Source organism: Brevibacterium sp. K72, assembly GCF_050562175.1.
Classification (GTDB): Bacteria; Actinomycetota; Actinomycetes; order Actinomycetales; family Brevibacteriaceae; genus Brevibacterium; species Brevibacterium casei.
In genome coordinates this window covers 742,450-760,186 of sequence record NZ_CP191582.1, presented here as the reverse complement: position 1 = coordinate 760,186, position 17,737 = coordinate 742,450, and the positions used below count along the sequence as shown (strand labels likewise).

The 17,737-nt window shown below is 68.4% G+C and carries 15 protein-coding genes; 9 read left to right on the top strand and 6 right to left on the bottom strand.

The window, feature by feature from the left end; all coding sequences use genetic code 11:
• The first annotated feature begins 141 nt into the window (after positions 1-141).
• Both ACQ1RG_RS03340 and aroD read left to right on the top strand, forming a co-directional pair.
• A complete protein-coding gene (locus ACQ1RG_RS03340; protein ID WP_430600222.1) occupies positions 142-1,428 on the top strand; it encodes an ISL3 family transposase in 1,287 nt (428 codons plus the stop codon).
• Positions 1,429-1,486: 58 nt separating this feature from the next.
• Positions 1,487-2,311, top strand: a complete 825-nt coding sequence (gene aroD / locus ACQ1RG_RS03335) for a type I 3-dehydroquinate dehydratase (protein ID WP_009378629.1) — start codon at positions 1,487-1,489, stop codon at positions 2,309-2,311.
• Between the two features lie 129 nt (positions 2,312-2,440).
• Here the strand turns inward: aroD and ACQ1RG_RS03330 are convergent, their stop codons facing one another.
• On the bottom strand, positions 2,441-2,740 hold the full coding sequence (locus ACQ1RG_RS03330) for a DUF4235 domain-containing protein (RefSeq protein WP_009378635.1): 300 nt from the start codon (positions 2,738-2,740) through the stop codon (positions 2,441-2,443).
• A 158-nt stretch (positions 2,741-2,898) separates the two neighbouring features.
• Here ACQ1RG_RS03330 and ACQ1RG_RS03325 point away from each other — a divergent pair, with 158 nt between their 5' ends.
• The gene (locus ACQ1RG_RS03325) at positions 2,899-3,150 is read left to right on the top strand and encodes a hypothetical protein (RefSeq protein WP_009378637.1); all 252 of its coding nucleotides are present in this window, start codon (positions 2,899-2,901) and stop codon (positions 3,148-3,150) included.
• Here the strand turns inward: ACQ1RG_RS03325 and ACQ1RG_RS03320 are convergent.
• A complete protein-coding gene (locus ACQ1RG_RS03320) occupies positions 3,134-4,009 on the bottom strand; it encodes an aminodeoxychorismate lyase (RefSeq protein WP_063249567.1) in 876 nt (291 codons plus the stop codon). The two genes, ACQ1RG_RS03325 and ACQ1RG_RS03320, sit on opposite strands and share 17 nt — an antisense overlap.
• Positions 4,010-4,070: 61 nt before the next feature.
• On the bottom strand, positions 4,071-5,177 hold the full coding sequence (locus tag ACQ1RG_RS03315) for a VIT1/CCC1 transporter family protein (RefSeq protein ID WP_009378641.1): 1,107 nt from the start codon (positions 5,175-5,177) through the stop codon (positions 4,071-4,073).
• A 347-nt stretch (positions 5,178-5,524) separates the two neighbouring features.
• Here ACQ1RG_RS03315 and ACQ1RG_RS03310 point away from each other — a divergent pair, with 347 nt between their 5' ends.
• From ACQ1RG_RS03310 to ACQ1RG_RS03295, 4 genes are all read left to right on the top strand, one after another.
• Positions 5,525-7,546, top strand: coding sequence for a M28 family peptidase (locus tag ACQ1RG_RS03310; protein WP_009378642.1), 2,022 nt, complete (start codon positions 5,525-5,527; stop codon positions 7,544-7,546).
• Between the two features lie 144 nt (positions 7,547-7,690).
• A complete protein-coding gene (locus ACQ1RG_RS03305; RefSeq protein WP_009378643.1) occupies positions 7,691-8,143 on the top strand; it encodes a DUF3817 domain-containing protein in 453 nt (150 codons plus the stop codon).
• Between the two features lie 186 nt (positions 8,144-8,329).
• A complete protein-coding gene (locus ACQ1RG_RS03300; protein ID WP_009378644.1) occupies positions 8,330-10,252 on the top strand; it encodes a flotillin family protein in 1,923 nt (640 codons plus the stop codon).
• Between the two features lie 263 nt (positions 10,253-10,515).
• A complete protein-coding gene (locus ACQ1RG_RS03295; RefSeq protein ID WP_009378645.1) occupies positions 10,516-11,424 on the top strand; it encodes a cation diffusion facilitator family transporter in 909 nt (302 codons plus the stop codon).
• Positions 11,425-11,517: 93 nt separating this feature from the next.
• Here ACQ1RG_RS03295 and ACQ1RG_RS03290 read toward each other — a convergent pair whose 3' ends face one another.
• Together ACQ1RG_RS03290 and ACQ1RG_RS03285 are read right to left on the bottom strand one after the other, a co-directional pair.
• A complete protein-coding gene (locus ACQ1RG_RS03290) occupies positions 11,518-12,636 on the bottom strand; it encodes a tartrate dehydrogenase (RefSeq protein ID WP_009378646.1) in 1,119 nt (372 codons plus the stop codon).
• Positions 12,637-12,879: 243 nt separating this feature from the next.
• Complete coding sequence (locus tag ACQ1RG_RS03285) at positions 12,880-13,782, bottom strand: LysR family transcriptional regulator (RefSeq protein ID WP_009378647.1); 903 nt, start codon at positions 13,780-13,782, stop codon at positions 12,880-12,882.
• Positions 13,783-13,921: 139 nt separating this feature from the next.
• Between ACQ1RG_RS03285 and ACQ1RG_RS03280 the strand changes: the two genes are divergently transcribed.
• The gene (locus ACQ1RG_RS03280) at positions 13,922-15,502 is read left to right on the top strand and encodes an SLC13 family permease (RefSeq protein WP_197464178.1); all 1,581 of its coding nucleotides are present in this window, start codon (positions 13,922-13,924) and stop codon (positions 15,500-15,502) included.
• A gap of 28 nt (positions 15,503-15,530) precedes the next feature.
• Here the strand turns inward: ACQ1RG_RS03280 and menC are convergent, their stop codons facing one another.
• Positions 15,531-16,655 carry an o-succinylbenzoate synthase gene (menC, locus tag ACQ1RG_RS03275; RefSeq protein ID WP_009378652.1) on the bottom strand — a complete coding sequence of 375 codons (1,125 nt, stop codon included), beginning with the start codon at positions 16,653-16,655 and terminating at the stop codon, positions 15,531-15,533.
• 135 nt (positions 16,656-16,790) lie between these two features.
• Between menC and ACQ1RG_RS03270 the strand changes: the two genes are divergently transcribed.
• Positions 16,791-17,735 (top strand): FkbM family methyltransferase, encoded by a 945-nt coding sequence (locus ACQ1RG_RS03270; RefSeq protein ID WP_009378654.1) that lies wholly within the window; start codon positions 16,791-16,793, stop codon positions 17,733-17,735.
• Positions 17,736-17,737: the final 2 nt, after the last annotated feature.

Here is a 17,737-nt window from a genome sequence, read left to right as displayed (position 1 = left end):
CGGGCGAGCTCGTCGACCCTCTATGGTGGCTCTTCGCGGCTCGTGGTGAAGGAGAGCGTCGCGTCGCTGGCGTAGAACGGCCCGTGGTCCTGCTGTGATGGGTGTTGTCAAGACATCCACACCTCAGAGGACCACGAGCCTGTGCACGAGAATACTGGTTCGCAGCGTGATGCTGCGAGCACGATCTTCAACTTGCCCGATTACCGCGTCACAGACGCGATCGACCTGCCCGACGGAGGCCGTCGAGTGGTGATCGCCTCGACCGTCCCGCCCGGATGTCCGTCCTGCGGGGTGCTCGCGACCAAGGTCCACTCCCGCCGGTCCCAGAAGGTGCGCGACGTCCCCGTGGCCGGGGCGGTGGAGGTGGTGTGGGCCAAGCGGCGCTGGTTCTGCCTCGAGCCGGCCTGCGCCCGGGGCACGTTCTGGGAAGCCACCGACCAGGTCCCTTACCGTGCGCGTTCGACGACCCGGTTGCGGGATCAGGTCGTCTCCGCGGTGATCACCTCGGGCCGGGCTGCCTCCGAGGTCGCCCGGGCCCATGGCGTCTCGTGGTGGCTGGTCCAGGCAGCGCTGGCGGCGGCCGCCGTGGTCCTCCCCGCCGCCGAGGACGTGCCCGTGACGCGCCTGGGCATCGATGAGCACCGCTACCGTTCGGTGCGCTGGTTCCGCACCGATGAAGGTGCCTGGAGACGGTTCGAGCCATGGATGACGACCCTGGTCGACCTGACCACCGGGCAGGTCCTCGGCGTCGTCGACGGCCGGGACTCCACCGCCGTCGGGGACTGGCTGGCCCAGCGTTCGGACGCCTGGCGGGAGCGGATCGAGATCGTTGCGATCGACCCGTCGGCCGCGTTCCGCAAGGCACTGCGGACCTACCTGCCCCGTGCTGCGGTCTCGGTTGACAAGTTCCACCTCGTCAAGCTCGGGAACGACATGGTCACCGCCGTGCGGCAACGCCTGGCTCGCACTCATCGCGGTCGTCGGGGCCGGAAGGATGACCCGGCTTGGGCGCACCGGATGCTGTTGCTGCGCGGCGCTGACACCCTGAGCCCGCGTGCCTGGGAGCGGTTGGAGACGGTGTTCCGCACCGATGATCCCACCGACGAGCTCTCCGCCGCTTGGGGCATCAAAGAGCAGCTCCGCCGCCTCCTGGATACCGACACCCTCGCCCAGGCCTGGGACGAACGGATGCGGATGGGCTACTTCTCCCAGATCGCGAATATGCCCGAGGCGACCAAGCTCTACGACACCATCGTGACCTGGTGGGACGCGATCGAGGTCCTCATCGTCACCGGCGCGACCACCGCCCGAGTCGAGGCCGCGAACACCGGCATCAAGAACATCAAACGCACCGGCCGCGGCTTCCGAAACGCGGAGAACTACCGGATGCGTATCCTGCTGGCCAGCGCCGCGAAAACCGTAGCGTGAATACCCGCCCCAACAGGGTCATTCACCACGAACCGCGAAGAGCCTCTATGGTGGAGGCGTGAAGCCGCTGCCGTTCCTCTCCGCCGCCTCCTCCGGGCGCTTGCCGACCCCGGCACAGCGCGATCCGGGACGACCGGCGATCATCGTTCCCGTCCAGCAGACTGATCCCAGTTCCCTGTCCGCCGCCTGTGCCGACATCGCCGCGAGCGGCATCGTCGACGTCATCGAATGGCGCATCGATCCGCTCGTCGTCGCGCTCGGGCAGGCCGCGGAGGCGACGGATGCGGGTCCTGCCCGGGTCGATGCGGATGCCGTCGCCGAGGCGGTCCGCGCCCTCGCCCCGCACGTCACCTCGGCGGGGCCGCCCGTGCTCGTCACCCTGCGCTCCGGTTTCGAGGGAGGGGAGGCCGACATCAGCGAAGCGGACTACGCCGAGGTGGTGCGCCGCCTCGGGGCTCTCGGGACGGCGGCGGTCGACGTCGAGATCGCCCGGTCGGGTGCGCCGGACCTCATCGACGCCGTCCATGCGCAGGGGGCCGCGGTCGTCGCCTCGCAGCACAACTTCACCGCCACGGACAGCGTCCCCGAGATGCGGACGACACTGGCGGCGATGCGCGAGGCCGGTGCCGACGTCGCGAAGATCGCGATGATGCCGCAGTCTCCGGCCGATGTCGCCGACCTCCTGCGGGCCACGGCCGAATCCGAGGCCCGGCTCGACTGCCCCGTCATCGGAATCTCCATGGGACGGCTGGGCCGGACCAGCCGCATCCTCGGTGGGGACTTCGGCAGCTGCGCGACCTTCGCCCAGATGGGGCAGGCCTCGGCACCCGGGCAGATCGATGCGGCGGAACTCGCAGCGATGCTCGACGCTCTCTGCGCCTGAAACCTCGTCAGAGCGGAGCAGGTCCGGTCGACATGCCTGCCGGCGATCGGGACGCCGATGCGAACGGCCCCGGATGCCGACTCACTGGTCGGCATCCGGGGCCGTTCGCACATCCGGTGTCGGTGAGGGTCAGTCGACGCCTTCGGCGATCTGCTTGCGGAACTTCTTCGGCAGCGCCTCGTCGCCGAAGTTGTTGCGCACGGTGTTCGCCGCCAGGCGCTGGACGATGAGCTGGGCGACGGCCACGCCGACACCGGAGACGACCGTCCAGGCGAGAGCCTCGGACATCGTGATCTCCTCATCGACCGGATTCGACGGTGCGGGGCGGTGCGTCGACTTCTCCCAGGCGAACGTGAGCACCTTGCGGGCTGCGAATGCCGCCGCGATGGGGGCTCCGACGCCGATGATCTGCCAAGCGAGCTTTCCCATGCCCGTGTCCTTTCGTCCGAAGTTCGGGGGTCGAGAGACCCTGCGCGGTGGCGAGGGATCCTCGGTGACCACACTATCGCAGGCGGGTCGATTTCATACTTTCGTGGGATGTGCCGGGCGTGCTCGCCCCCGTAGCGTGGAGGCACGGCAGTCGAGAGGTGGACACAGTGCTGAGCAGACGGAAGAACGTCGTCGTCACGAGCCTCTTCGTGCTCGGCGGAGCCGGATTCGTCCTCGGTCTCGTCCCCGACCTCGCTCCCGCCTTCTGGGTGCTCTGGCTCACCGGCTGCGGTGCCTCGATCCTCGGGCTCATCCTCGCCGCCACGGTCCCTCGCGTCGACGACGATCGTGAGCGTCCGCCCGGGACCCGCGGGTCGGTCCAGTCCGGGGGTCTCACCCGGCGGCGATGATCCTCTGGAACTCCCTGGTCAGAGCCTCGTCCCGGTTGAGCTCCCTGCCGTCGAGCTCACGCAGCGTCACCGCCGTGCGGACCGAGGACACGAGCCACGCGCCGTCGGCGGCGTGGACGTCGTCGAGGCTGAGATCGGCGAAGTCCGCCCGCAGCTCGAGCCGGCCGGCATGGTCGAAGAGCAGCCGCTGCGTCGTGCCGGCGAGCAGACCGGCGGTCGGGTCCGGGGTGAGGAGGTGGTCGCCTCGGCGGATGACGATGTTCGACGTCGGTCCCTCGAGGACGATGCCGTCGTGGGAGACGAAGACGACCTCGTCGACGCCCTGGGCCCGCGCATAGCGCAGCGCCGCCTGGTTGACGGCGTAGGACAGGGTCTTCGCGCCGAGGAGCAGCCACGGGGAGGTCCGCCCGAGATAGGCGGGGAAGCCTCGGTCGATGCTCACTGCGCGCACGCCCTCGGCGCGGGCGGTGACGATGCTGTCCTCGATGGGCAGGGAGAACGCCCAGCCGCGCGGGGTGTCGGTGCCCCGTGAGAGGGAGTAGCGCACGGCGAACTCGGTGACCCCGGGGTTCGCCTTGATCGTCTCGGCGACGACGGTGTCGACGGCCTGGCGCCACAGCCGGCGATCGGGTTCGGGAAGGTCGAGCGCCGAGGCGGAGGAGTGGAAGCGGGCGAAGTGCCGTTCGCGGGAGACGACGGTGGGCTCGCGCGTGGCCGGGTCGACGCGGACGAGGACGGTCTCGAAGATCCCATCCCCTCGGTGGGCCGCGAGATCCGTCACCGGCAGCTGGGGCGAGTTCAGCGGAGCCGACCTGATCGTCGACGCGCCGGGATCGATGAGGACGAGGACTTCGGTCATGCCCACAGTCTACGGTCGCCGCCCCGCCTGCGGGAGACCTTCCCGGCAGGTGAGGATGTTCTCAGGCAGTGCTGATGCCGAAGAGGAGACCGAGACCGTACGTGACGGCGGCCGCACCGAAGCCGATCGCCATCTGCCGCAGCGCGCGCGGACCGGGCGCTTTGCCGGAGAGCAGGCCGACTGTGCCGCCGGTGAAGAGGAGGGCGATGCCGACGAGGCCGGCGGAGAGGAATACGGCCGGCAGTCCGGACATGCCGAAGATGTAGGGAAGGATGGGGATGAGCGCGCCGGAGGAGAAGAAGCAGAAGCTCGAGATCGCCGCGCCGATGCCCGTGCCGAGCTCGTCGCGGTCGACTCCCGCGTCGAGGCTCGGCAGCTGCGGAGCCTGCGTCGACTTCGCCTCGGCGATCGTCCGGTGCGCCTGGGCCTCGGCCTCGGCGGGATCCATCCCGCGGGCACGGAAGACGAGAGCGAGTTCGTTCGCGTCGATGTTGAGGTCGGCCAGCGCATGCCGCGACTCGGGGTCCGGGGTCGAGGCGTCGAGGAGCTCGCGCTGGGAGCGGACGGAGATGTACTCGCCGGCCCCCATCGACAGGGCGCCGGCGAGGAGCCCGGAGATTCCGGTGAGGAGGATGACGGTGTTCGACACCCCTGCTGCTCCGACGCCGAGGACGAGGGCGAGGTTGGAGACGAGTCCGTCGTTGGCGCCGAACACGGCGGCGCGGAAGTTGCCGGACAGTCGGGCGCGGGATCGGGCGGCCAGGGCTCGGACCACCTCGGCGTGGATCCGCTCGTCGGCGGCCATCTCCGGGGAGGCGGCGACCTCGTTCTGATACGGCGAGCTCGTCTCCGACTGCTGGGCGAGGGCGAGGATGAAGACGGATCCGAAGAGGCGGCCGAAGAACGCGAGGCTGAGCGTGACGAGGTCGGGGGTGCGCTTCTTCTCGGCGTGCTCGCCGAGGAGGCTGATCCAATGCTGCTGATGCCGGGACTCGGCGGTGGCGAGGGCGAGGAGGATCTCGCGGTCCTCGCCGGTGCGTCGGGCAGCGAGGTCACGGTAGACGCGCTCTTCGAGGCGCTCGTTCGCGAGGTAGCGCTGCCACCGGCGGATGGTTCGGCGATCGGGTGACTCCGAGGGCGCTGGGGCCGAGGACTGCTGGTTACTCACTGGTCGGATTCTACGGGGGATGCGGTTATGATTTCAATACTTGCGCAATTGCTTAACTATTGTTTGTTACCTATTCGTGACCTCAGCGCGTCCCTGATCGGCTAAGTTGATGAACTATGTGAATTGTGTCACCGTTTCGTTATAGAAGTTTGTGATTCGTTACCAAGCGGCGGATCGCTCGGCGGAACGCAAGAGTCAGATCCTCCCAGCACCAAGCGCGCCGCGCCGCTGCGGACTCCGCAGTCGGGCGCAGGCCTGCGCACGGACCGGAGTGCAGGGTCGTGCACGATCGACGGCCCAATCGAGGGGACGGATTCGCGTGGCACCTGAGCAGCGAAAGGAACTCCATGAAGTTACGCATCAGAGCCTCTCTGGCCGTCACCGCAGCCGCGGGACTGGTCCTGGGAGGCATGGCGCCGGCGACGGCCGCCGGCACCGCGGGACCGACAGAGCACACCGACATGGGCGTCACCGGCGACGCCGTGATGGATCACCTCCAGAACATCTCTGACATCTCCGTGGCGAACAAGGACTCGGGCTTCCGCGCCCTGGGCACGCCCGGCTACGAGGAGGCGGTGGAGTACGTCGAGCAGACGCTCGGGGCCACCGGCGCCTACGACGTCACGCGCCAGGCCTTCGACATCGAGGATCAGACCTACGGTGAGGTCGCGGTCAGCGTCGACGGTGAGGACATCGCCGTCAACCCTGCCAGCTACACCGAGGGCACCGTGGCACCGCTGACCGACGTGCCGCTCGTGCTGCCCACCGACGACGACTACTCCGACCTGGCCGGGGGCCAGCTCGGCTGCGCGGCCACCGACTACGACGACACCGCCGAGGGTGCCGTCGTCCTCGTCGCCCGCGGTTCCTGCACCTTCGGGGAAAAGGCGCAGGCCGCGACCGACGCGGGGGCAGCCGCCGTCATCATCTACAACAACACCAAGGACGCACCCGACGAGGAGCTCAACGCCACCCTCGGCGCGCGCATCGAGAACGGTGCACCGACCGTGGGCACGACCTACAACCTCGGCAACGGACTGCTCGAGGCGATCCAGGCCGCCGGTGACGGGGAGGCCCCGTCGACGGACTTCACGCTCGAGACCGAGTACAAGACGGTGACGACGTGGAACGTCATCGCCGAGACGAAGGCGGGCGACAAGGACAACGTCCAGATGTTCGGCGCCCACCTCGACGGTGTGCCGGAGGGCCCCGCCGCGAACGACAACGGCTCGGGTTCCGCGGCCCTGCTCGCCAGCGCCGAAGCGCTCGCGAAGCAGCCGACCGAGGTCGACAACGCGGTGCGCTTCGCATGGTGGGGCGCTGAGGAGGTCGGTCTCGTCGGATCCGAGAGGTACGTCGAGAGCCTGAGCGCGAGCGAACTCGCCAAGGTCAAGGCGTACATGAACTTCGACATGATCGGCTCGGACAACTACATCGTCGGCACCCTCGACTCCGACGGGTCGGATGTTCCGATCCCCGACGACGTCAACGTGCCCGCAGGGTCCGCTGAGCTCGAGAAGGTCTTCACCGACTACTTCGAGACCGTCGACCAGCCCAACGTCGGCACGGACTTCTCCGGTCGCTCGGACTACCAGGCGTTCATCGACGCGGGGATTCCCGCCTCGGGTCTGTTCTCCGGAGCGGACGGAACGAAGACGGCCGAAGAGGCTGAGATGTTCGGCGGCACCGTCGGTGCCAAGCACGACACGAACTACCACCAGCCCAGTGACACGATCGAGAACATGAGCAAGGAGTCCATCGACATCTTCGCTCCTGCGATCGCGTACTCGGTGCACGCGCTCGCCTACGATCTCACCGACGCGCCCTCGCCGACGCCGACGGAGACCCCGACCGAGACGCCCACCGAGACCCCGACGCAGACGCCGACCGAGTCGCCCACGGACGATCCGGTCGAGCGGAAGCTGACGATCGACCCGACGACGATCGACGAGAACGACTTCGTCTCCGACAAGGGAGTCGCCGTCACCGCGGCCGGGTGCACGCCCGAGACCACGGCGACCATGACCGTGACCCCGAAGAACGGGAAGATCGAGAAGTTCGAGCAGACGGCGACCGTCAGTGCCGAGAGCATCGCGAACTTCGGCGTCCGCGGTCTCGACGCGTCGCAGTCGGCCCAGTACGTCGGCAGCTACGACGTCTCGGTCGAGTGTGAGGGCGGAGACGCGCTCACCGGCTCGTTCGAGGTCGTCGCCGCCGGAGCGGACGATCCGGGTGCCGGAGGCGGGGGAGACCTGCCGCGGACCGGTTCCGAAGCCCTCCCGCTCGTCGCCTCTGCCGCAGCGCTCATCGTGCTCGGTGTGGTCATGACCATGGGAGCCCGCCGCCGCAGGGCCGGCAGCCTGCAGTAACAACCCCGAAGCCACGCGGGCCGGTGACTGGACAAGTTCGCCGGCCCGCGTGTTCGTGTCTGCGGCGCTGACCGAGGTGTTCATGCCCACAGAATCGCCTCTCCTGCAGGACGCATTCAGCTTCGCCCGGCACAATGGGTTCCCGTGACTCCCAAGAAGCTCTTCAATTTCTTCGCCGTGGCCGAAGCCATCACGTGGGCACTCCTCCTCTTCGGCATGTTCCTCAAATACGTCACGAAGACCACCGAGGTCGGTGTGCGCATCGGAGGCGGGATCCACGGGTTCGTCTTCCTCTGCTTCGTCGTCGTCGTCATCCTCGTCGGCGTCTCGCAGAAGTGGGGCATCGGCCGTCTCCTCATGGGGCTCGTCTCGGCCGTCATCCCGTTCGCGACGATCCCGTTCGAGATCGCCTCGAACCGGGCGGGCGCGCTCGACGGCGGGTGGGGTCTCGGACGTGAGGGGCGCGCCCCCCGCGGACCACTGGAGAAGCTGTGCGCGTGGGCGATCCGCTCCCCGGGGCTGGCAGCGGGCATCGGCCTCGTCGTCGTCATCGTCGTCTTCGCCGGTCTCCTCGTCGTCGGACCTCCCGGGAAGTGAGCCGGACCGAGCCCCGCGCTCACTGAGCATCGCGGACACTCAGCCCCGCCTCGGCGAGGCTCTCACCTGGGATCATCGGAAGGATGACCCTGGGCAACACTGAGCCCCTCCGATAGGGTGGTGAGCATGGGGCGGCCGACCGGGCCGCCCTCATCGCATCCCTTACGAGGAACGGAAGGCCCGCTCATGGACCTCATGCTCGGCGTCGTCGGCATCGGCGCCATCATCGTCATCGTGCTCATCGCACTCGTCGTCATCCTCCGGTCGTACAAGATCGCCTCCCCGTCCGAGGCGCTCATCATCACCGGTCGCAACGCCTCGGGAGCGTCGGGGTCGGGGCGGATCATCATCGGCGGGCGCGCTGTCGTCTATCCGATCGTGCAGAAGGCGTTCATCCTCTCCCTGTCCTCGCGGCAGATCTCCGTCGAGATCGACGGCATCTCGAAGAACGGCATCGCCCTCAAGCTGCGCGGTGTCGCTCAGGTCAAGGTCGGGGGCACCGACGATGACGTGCGCAAGGCCGCGCAGCGCTTCCTCGACCAGCAGGATCAGATCGACCACTACTCGAAGGAGATCCTCTCGGGTACCCTGCGCGCGGTCGTCGGCACGCTCACCGTCGAGCAGATCATCCAGGACCGCGCCTCCTTCGCCGCGCAGGTGCAGGAGGAGTCCGCGCACTCGATGAACAACCAGGGTCTCGTCATCGACACCTTCCAGATCTCCGCGGTCGAGGACGAGGGCAGCTACCTGCGCGACTGGGGTCGTCCGCAGGCCGCCGAGGTCGCGAAGAACGCCGCCATCGCCGAGGCGAACGCCTCCCGTGCCGCCGCCGTCGAGGAGGCGCAGCAGAACGAGGAGACGCAGAAGCAGCAGGCGCTGACCGACCAGGCGATCGCCGAACAGCAGCAGCAGCTCGCGCTGCGCCGTGCCGCCCTGAAGGAAGAGGCCGATCAGCGGCAGGCGACGGCCGACAACGCCGGCCCGCTCGCGGCCGCGGCCGAGAAGCAGAAGCTGCTCGAACGCGACCGCGTCGTCGCGAAGGAAGCCGCGGAGCTGCGTGCCGAGCAGCTCGACGCCGAGGTCCGCAGGCCCGCCGACGCCGAACGCTACCGGCAGCAGGCCGCGGCCGACGCCCGGGCCTACGAGATCGAAGCCCAGGGCCGCGCCGAGGCGGCGGCCGAACTCCACCGCCGGTCGAAGGAAGCGGAGGCGATCCGCCTCGAAGGCCAGGCTGAGGCCGATGCGATCAAGGCGCGCGGTGAGGCCGAGGCGCGGGCACTCGAAGCCCAGGCCGAGGCGTACAAGAAGTTCAACGACGCGGCCGTGCTCTCGAAGGTCCTCGAGGTGCTTCCCGACATCGCCGGCGAGCTCGTCGCTCCGTACTCGAACATCAAGGACCTCTCGATCGTCTCGACCGATGGCGAGTCGAAGCTCGCGAACTCCGTGTCGAACAACCTCGCGCAGGTCCTCGAGGTCGTGCGCGGCACGACCGGCATCGACCTCACCGACCTCGTCGATCGGGCGCAGAACCCCGACGGGGATGACGGAGCCGGTTCGGGCCCAGGTGCGGGGTCCGACGGCGGGTCCGGTTCGGGGCCCGGCGGAGGATCCGGTTCGGGTTCAGGGTCCGGCGGTCAGGTGATCGAGGGTCGGCTGGCTGACGTCGATGGTGCAGCCGGCCCCCGCCGAGGTGGGGGTGCCGATCGCAGCGGTCGCCGCGGAGGTGCGCCCGGTGGCCGTCGTCCGCGCGGCGGCCGGCGCGACGCTGGTCAGCGCGACGGCGGTCAGTGGGCGGGCTTCGACCCGGCTGACTTCCTCGACGCGGACGGCGGAATCGACATCCAGCACATCGGCGACGAGGTCAAGCGTGCCACCGGCATCGACGTCCAGGCCTACATCGACGAGGCGCTGCGCCGCCGCGACGGCAGAGGTGCCGGAGGAGCCGGAGGGGCGGGCGCCGGAGGCCCTGGCACTGGCACGAGCGGCCCGGGCACCGGCACGGGCAGCGCGGATTCGACCGGCGGGACCGGTGCTGGCGGCACCGACCGTTCGGAGTCCGGCCCTTCGGGGACGGACGATGACTCCGACGACGAGCCCGGCGGCGAGTAGCCGGCGGCCTGCCGCAGTCCGGCCGATTCGGCCCCAGCCATGCGCCCCCGAGGAGCATCCGGTTCGACAATCACGCGATTATCGAACCGGATCCGCCTCGGGGGCGCTCTGTGCTTCGGGCATGGCGTGGGGCAGGAGGCGAACTGGCCTCCCGGACGCGGTCGGGGCCGTGAGCCCAGGGTGATGAGCGGCACACAACGGACAGCGCTTCGCAATTTATAAATACATACGCATATGTTAATGTGACTTCGAAAGGAGTCCTCATGTCACACGACCACTCACACGAGACCGGGTCGCGCAAGCGCCTGGCCGTCGTGTTCTGCATCGTCCTGGTGATCTTCGCCTTCCAGGTCTTCGGCTCGATCTGGACGGGGTCGCTCGCGCTCCTCGTCGACACCGGGCACAACTCCGTCGACCTCATCGGGCTCGGCATCGCGCTCTTCGCGGCGACGCTGGTGGCCCGGCCGCCGAAGGGGCAGAAGACCTGGGGCTTCAAGCGCGCCGAGGTGCTCGCCGCCGGAGCGCAGGCGACGCTGCTCCTCGGCCTCGGCATCTACAGCCTCATCGAGGGTGTGCGCCGGTTCTTCGCGCCGCCGGAGGTGCCGGGGCCCGAACTGCTCATCTTCGGTGTCGTCGGTCTGGCCGGCAACGTCGTCTCGATCCTCATCCTCACCTCCTCGAAGAACTCATCACTCAACCTCAGAGCGGCGTTCCTCGAGGTCATCGCCGATGCGCTCGGCTCGGTCGGCGTCATCGTCGCCGCGGTCTCGATCTGGCTCTTCGACTGGACGCGGGCCGATGCCGTCGCGGCCCTCTTCATCGCCGCGCTCATCGTTCCGCGCGCCTTCGCGATCCTCCGTGAGACCGGGTCGATCCTGCTCGAGTCCGCCCCCAAGCAGCTCGATCTCGACGATGTCAGGAAGCACATCGAGGACGTCGACCACGTCGAAGAGGTCCACGACCTCCACGTCACGCGGATCGACTCGAACCTTCCGGTGCTCACTGCGCACGTCGTGCTCGCCGACGAGTGCTTCTACGACGGGCACGCTCCGAAGATCCTCGCCGACCTCCAGGACTGCGTGGCGAAGCACTTCAACATCTCCATCGAGCACTCGACGTTCCAGTTCGATCGTGCGAAGGACGCCGCCGTGGAGAAGCAGACCCACAGCTGAGGGGTGCCGCCGGGGTCCGAAGACGACGCCCGCCGCCGCGAAATGTAACGCGACGGCGGGCGTCATCTCTCCCTCACCCCTCCGGGCGGACTCTCAGTGTGAGGGTTCGGGCACGGCCGCCTCGGCGTGGAGGGCTTCGAGCTGGGCGACGATCGCCTCCGTCATCTCGATCGTGTTCGACTCGCCCCCGAGGTCGCGGGGAAGGATGCCCGCGGCAGTGACGTTCTCGATGGCGCGCCGGACCTCGTCGGCCTCCTGATGCAGGCCGAAGTCGTCGAGCATGAGCGCTGCCGACGAGATCGCCCCGATCGGATTGGACACTCCCAGGCCCGCGATGTCCGGGGCAGACCCATGGACGGGTTCGAACATCGAGGGGAAGCGCTTCTCGGGGTTGAGGTTCGCGCTCGCGGCCAGGCCGAGGCTGCCGGCGAGGGCGGAGCCGAGGTCGGAGAGGATGTCGGCATGGAGGTTGGAGGCGACGACGACGGAGAGCTGCTCGGGGTGGAGGACGAACTTCGCGCTCATCGCGTCGACGAGGACGCTCTCGGTCTCGACATCGGGATAGTCGGCGGCGACGCGCGCGAAGACCTCGTCCCAGAGGACCATGCCGTACTGCTGGGCGTTCGACTTCGTCACCGACGAGACCTTCTTCACCGCTCGCGTGCGGGCGAGGTCGAAGGCGAAGCGGATGATCCGCTCGGTGCCCTTCTCGGTGTGGAGGCTCGTCTGCAGGGCGACCTCGTTGCCCGGGCCGCGGCCGCTGAGGTTGCGACCGCCCATGCCCGCATACTCGCCTTCGCTGTTCTCTCGCACGACGATCCAGTCGAGGTCGGTGTCGTCGGCTTTGCGCAACGGCGATTCGACGCCCGGGAGGAAGGTGACCGGGCGGATGTTCGCCCACTGGTCGAAGGGCTGGGTGATGGCCAGGCGCAGTCCCCACAGGCTCGTGTGGTCGGGGACATCAGCCGAGCCGACCGCCCCGAAGTAGATCGCATCGTGCTTCCGCAGATCCTCGAGCCCGCCCTCGGGGATGTAGGTGCCGTGCTCGAGGTAGTAGGCCGAACTCCACGGGTACTCGGTGACATCGAAGGCGATGTCCCCATCGGAGAGCTTCGCGACGGTGTCGAGGACGCGCAGTCCCGCGGCGACGACCTCGCCGCCGATGCCGTCACCGGGGATGGAGGCGATGGAGAATGTCTGGGTGTCGGTCATGGCTGTCCTCGTTCGGGTGCGGTCGGGCTCCTTCCATTGAGCGCGGAGACGGCGCATAAGTCCAAGACCCGTTCGCGATCGTATCCATTGGCTCTGCCTATGAGTCGACCTTCTGCCTTCGACCCCGCCGAGGCGGCCCGACGTCAGCGCCGACCGTGAGGGGCCGGTCCGGGCCGTCAGGGGCGGGTCCGGGCCCGCAGGGCGCGCTCCGGGCCCGCGGTGTGCGCACCGTCCGGCCGCGATTCACGTCGGCTGCGTCGTCCCGGCGGAGGCGGCGACCTTCGCGGTCGCTGTGAGGAAGGCGGCGGCGGCCGGGGTGAGGCCCTCGGGGCGGGAGATCGCGGAGACGTGCAGCGACGGTGCGCCGAGGAGGGGGACGAGTTCGACGTCGGCCCCGGCGAACGCCTGCCAGGCGGAGGGGAGGACGGCTGTGCCGACGCCGGCTCGGACGAGCGGGATGATCGAGGTGCGGTGGGCCACCTCGGCGGTGATCTCGATGCCGACGCCGTCGGCGATGAGTTCATCGACGTAGGCGCGCATGAGCGACCCGGAGTGGGAGACGACGAAGCGGGTCCCTGTCAGGGTCCGCGGATCGACCGGGGTGTCCCGGGGTGCTCCGGGCTCACGTCTGCGGGCGAGCATGAGGGGTTGGGCGGAGACCGGGAGGACGTCGAGGTCGGTGAGACGCAGCGGACCGCGACTGCCGGGGAAGCCGATCTCCACGCGGCCGTGGCGGACGGCATCGATCGTCTCATCGACGGTGAAGGTGCCGTCGACGGCGAAGGCGATCTGCGGGTGAGAGGTGGCGAATGACGCCATGAGCGCGGTGAGCGGTTCGATGCTCGGCGACGGCATCGCCGCGATCTCGATCCGGCCGGACTGGAGCCCGCGGAGACGGTCGATGTGTGCCTTCGCGGCGTCGAGGTCGCGGACGGCGAGCCGGGCGGGACCTTCGAACTCGCGTCCGGCTTCACTCAGACTCACCGTGCGGCCGATGCGGTTGAAGAGCGAGACGCCGAGCTCGCGTTCGAGCCCCTTGATCGTCTGGGACAGGGAGGGCTGGGCGACGAGCATCGCCTCCGCGGCCTTCGTGAAGCTTCCGGTGTCGACGACGGCGAGGAACTGGCGCAGCTGGCGGATATCCATAGGCATATGCTATTGGTCTCATCGCAAACAGGCCTTGGACTAATCCGCGGGGCTCGGTCACGCTGGTTCGAAAGCGATGAAAGGACCGATGACGGTGGATATCTCGCAGGCACGGGGCGATGGCGGCCCGTCGACTCCCATGACCGATGTGCGCGACGCGCTGCTGGGCGGCAAGACCTTCCGCAGCCTCAGTGAGCAGAAGCTCTCTCCCCGGGAGGAGAGGTTCGAGCGGGCCCGGATGACGTCAGGTTTCATCCTCGCTCCGGCGATCGCCATCGTCTTCGCGCTCCTTCCCCTCGACCTCACGTATCAGCAGCACATGCTCGCCGCCGTCCTTCTCGGCGTCATCGTCCTCTGGATCACCGAACCGGTGCCGATTCCCATCGGTGGTCTGCTCGGCGTCGGGGTCGTCGTCGTGCTCGGGATCGTTCCCGCCGCCGATGCGGTCGGTCCCTTCGGCTCGTCGACGATCTTCACATTCATCGGCGCCTTCATCCTCGCCCAGGCGATGCTCCAACACGGCATCGCGCAGCGTCTCGCGCTCAGTGTCCTCTCCCTGCCGGGCGTCGGGAAGTCCGTGTACCGGGTGATCATCGCCTTCGGCCTCATCACCTGTGTGCTCTCCGCTTTCGTGTCGAACACGGCGACGGTCGCGATGCTCATGCCCACAGCCCTCGGCATCCTCGCTGTCATCGCCGAACTCCTCCAGTCCCGCGGCATCGTCAAGCCCGACTTCGATCCGCTGCGGCTGCGCGTGGGTGCCGCCCTGCTGCTCATGCTCGCCTACGGCGCGAGCGTCGGCGGACTGCTCACCCCAGTCGGGTCGCCTCCGAACCTCATCGGCCGCGGCCTCATCGAGGAGGCCACGGGGGAGAAGATCTCCTTCGGGCAGTGGATGGCGGTCGCCCTGCCGATCTGCGTGGCGATGTTCATCGTCCTCGCCATCGTCCTCCTCCTTCTCAACAAGCCGGAGATCCGGAAGATCGAAGGCGTCGAGGAGTACGTGAAGAAGGAGCTGGCCGAGCTCGGGCCGGTCTCCCGGGCGGAGAAGAACACCCTCTTCGCCTTCGGCCTCACGGTCCTGCTCTGGCTGCTGCCCGCGTTCGCCGCACTCTTCGCCGGCACCGACTCAGCGGTCTACGAGTTCCTCGACTCCCGCCTCGACGAGGGCATCGTCGCGGTCATCGGAGCCTCCCTGCTCTTCATCCTCCCCGTCGACTGGAAACGGCGCGAACCGACCCTGACGTGGAGTCAGGCGGCGAAGATCGACTGGGGCACGATCATCCTCTTCGGCTGCGGCATCATCTTCGGTTCGCTCCTCGCCGACACGGGACTGGCCGAGACCATCGGCACCGGCTTCGCGGACACTCTGGGGGTGACGAGCATGCTCACCATCACCATCGTCTCCGTCATCCTCGCGATCCTCATCTCGGAGACGACCTCGAACACCGCAGCCGCCGCCGTCATCGTGCCGATCGTCATCCCACTGTGCCAGGCCGCGGGCATCGACCCGTTCGTGCCGGCGATGGCCGCGACCTTCGCCGCCTCGTTCGGGTTCATGCTTCCGGTCTCGACACCGCAGAACGCGATCGTCTACGGCACCGGGGCCGTGCCGATCACGACGATGATCAGGACCGGCTTCACCTTCGACATCGCCGGTGCGATCCTCATCATCGTCCTTGCCCCGATCATGATCAGCGTCGTCGGACTCGGACAGTAGGCGCCCCAGCGGCGGGCGTGCCCGTCCCTCACCCCTCCGGGCGGATGTCGATCGATTCGGTGCGGAACTTCTCGAGCTTCGCTGGGTCGATCGTCACGCCGAAGCCGACCGTGTCGGGGACGTCGACGCGACCGTCGTGCATGACGATCTCCTCGGTGATGTCCTCGTGGAAGAAGCGGTTCGACCCGGAGATGTCGCCAGGGAGGGTGAAGCCGGGGAGGGAGGCCAGGGCGGCGTTGGCCGCGCGGCCGAGACCGGTCTCGACCATCCCGCCGTGCCAGACGGCCACGCCGTTGGCCGCGGAGAGGTCGTGGATCCGCTTCGCCTCGATGTAGCCGCCCACCCGGCCGGGCTTGATATTGATGACGGCCGCGGCGCCGAGGGCGATCGCGTCGGCGGCCGCCTCGGCGGAGACGATCGACTCATCCAAGCACATCGGGGTCTCCATGAGCTTCGCGAGCTCCGCGTGCTGACGGATGTCGGCTTCACCGAGGGGCTGTTCGATGAGGAGGAGACCGTAGTCGTCGAGCCGGCGCAGGTGGGAGGCGTCGACGAGGGTGTAGGCGGCGTTCGCGTCGACCTGGAAGCCGAAGTCGTCCCCGAAGGCCTCACGCACCGCGGCGACCGGGGCGATGTCCTTGCCCGGCTTGATCTTCAGCTTGATCCGGGCATACCCCTCCTCGAGGTAGTCCCCGATGACCCTGACGGTCTCCTCGACGGTGTCCTGGATGCCCACGGACACACCCGAGGGCACGGAATCGACGACCCCGCCGAGATAGGACTTGAATGACTGGCCGTTGAGCTGGAGCTGCGCGTCGATGACGGCCATCTCGAGCGCGGACTTCGCCATCGGGTGACTGACGACATGGCGCAGATGCCAGCCGACGGTCTCGGCGGTGAGGTCGTCGACGCCGAAGAGGATCGGAGCGAGCCAGCGGCGGGTGACGTCGATGCCTGCGGCCACATACTCGGAGGAGTAGAGCGGGGAGATCATCGCCACCGATTCGCCCCACCCGGTGATCTCTCCTCGATCCGTGTCGAACGTCGCCTCGACGAGGTAGCAGTCCTTTTCGGTCTCCCGCATGAACGAGGTCTCGAACGGGGTGACGAGGGGAATGGACACCTGGTGGAGGGTGATCGAGACGAGCTTCATCGGCCGGGCTCCTGTTTCGCAGTGGGGACGGGTGAACCTGATCACCAGCTTAGGGCCCCGCACGTGATCGGTAGTCAGCGGTCCCGGTCATTGGTACGGTGGGCCGAAGAGGCCACGCGACCGAAGGGGCCCACGATGAACGACTACCTGCGAAGCCTCACCGCCCGCAAGCAGAAGTGGTTCGGGCTCAAACTCCCCATCAAGGCCGCGCTCGCGCAGCCCTTCCTCCATCCGCTCATGCGCGCCGTCGCGCCCCGCGTCCGGGGCATCAAGGTCGGTCGTCTGCCCGCCCCGATCGGCCTCACCGAGGTGGCCGGACGTGCCGGGGGAGGCGACTTCGTCCTCGTCGATCCCTTCCGCTGCGAGATCGCCAAGGAGTTCTACTGGGGCAAGGGTCGGCGCACCGAACCCGAGGACGCGTTCGCCCTCGACCTCATGGTCGAGCTGAGCAGGGACGCCGAGGTGTTCGTCGACATCGGCGCCTACACCGGGGTGTTCACAATGGCGGTCCTCGCCGCCAACCCGACCACCGTCGCGCACTCCTTCGAGATCATCCCCGCTGTCGTCGCAGGCCTCGAGAAGAACGTCGCCCGCAACCGCCTGCGGAACCGGGTGACGGTCCACCCCACCGGCGTCGGCCGGCCGGGGACGACGATGCAGGTGCCCACGGGCGACGGCGGTTCGGCGCTGCCGTCGTTCTACGCCGCGAGCATGGACTTCGCCGACGGCGTCGAGGTGCGCTTCACCTCTCTCGACGAACTCCTGCCCCAGCTGCCCGAGGGGACGACCCCGGTGACGATGAAGATCGACGTCGAAGGCGCGGAGAACGACGTCCTCAGATACGGCCGTGACTTCCTCGCGGTGCTGCGCCCGGACATCCTCTGCGAGGTCCTCGAGGACCGGGCGAAGCCGGCCGAACTCATGGCCGTCCTCGACGAGTTCGGCTACCGCTTCTATCTCGTCGGCAGCGACCGTCTCATCCACCGGCGACGCATCGTGCCCGATCCCCGCCTCCGGGACTGGCTGCTGACGACGAAGTCGCCCGCCAACCTGCGGGCCGAGGGATTCCCCGTGGAGTGAGA

What these genes read in the sequence shown, in the direction of transcription:
- ACQ1RG_RS03290 (WP_009378646.1), bottom strand. Translation starts at nt 12,636, where the DNA reads ATGACCGACACCCAGACATTCTCCATCGCCTCCATCCCCGGTGACGGC.
- ACQ1RG_RS03280 (WP_197464178.1), top strand. Translation starts at nt 13,922, where the DNA reads ATGACCGATGTGCGCGACGCGCTGCTGGGCGGCAAGACCTTCCGCAGC.
- ACQ1RG_RS03285 (WP_009378647.1), bottom strand. Translation starts at nt 13,782, where the DNA reads ATGGATATCCGCCAGCTGCGCCAGTTCCTCGCCGTCGTCGACACCGGA.
- ACQ1RG_RS03300 (WP_009378644.1), top strand. Translation starts at nt 8,330, where the DNA reads ATGGACCTCATGCTCGGCGTCGTCGGCATCGGCGCCATCATCGTCATC.
- ACQ1RG_RS03295 (WP_009378645.1), top strand. Translation starts at nt 10,516, where the DNA reads ATGTCACACGACCACTCACACGAGACCGGGTCGCGCAAGCGCCTGGCC.
- ACQ1RG_RS03270 (WP_009378654.1), top strand. Translation starts at nt 16,791, where the DNA reads ATGAACGACTACCTGCGAAGCCTCACCGCCCGCAAGCAGAAGTGGTTC.
- ACQ1RG_RS03320 (WP_063249567.1), bottom strand. Translation starts at nt 4,009, where the DNA reads ATGACCGAAGTCCTCGTCCTCATCGATCCCGGCGCGTCGACGATCAGG.
- menC (WP_009378652.1), bottom strand. Translation starts at nt 16,655, where the DNA reads ATGAAGCTCGTCTCGATCACCCTCCACCAGGTGTCCATTCCCCTCGTC.
- ACQ1RG_RS03330 (WP_009378635.1), bottom strand. Translation starts at nt 2,740, where the DNA reads ATGGGAAAGCTCGCTTGGCAGATCATCGGCGTCGGAGCCCCCATCGCG.
- ACQ1RG_RS03310 (WP_009378642.1), top strand. Translation starts at nt 5,525, where the DNA reads ATGAAGTTACGCATCAGAGCCTCTCTGGCCGTCACCGCAGCCGCGGGA.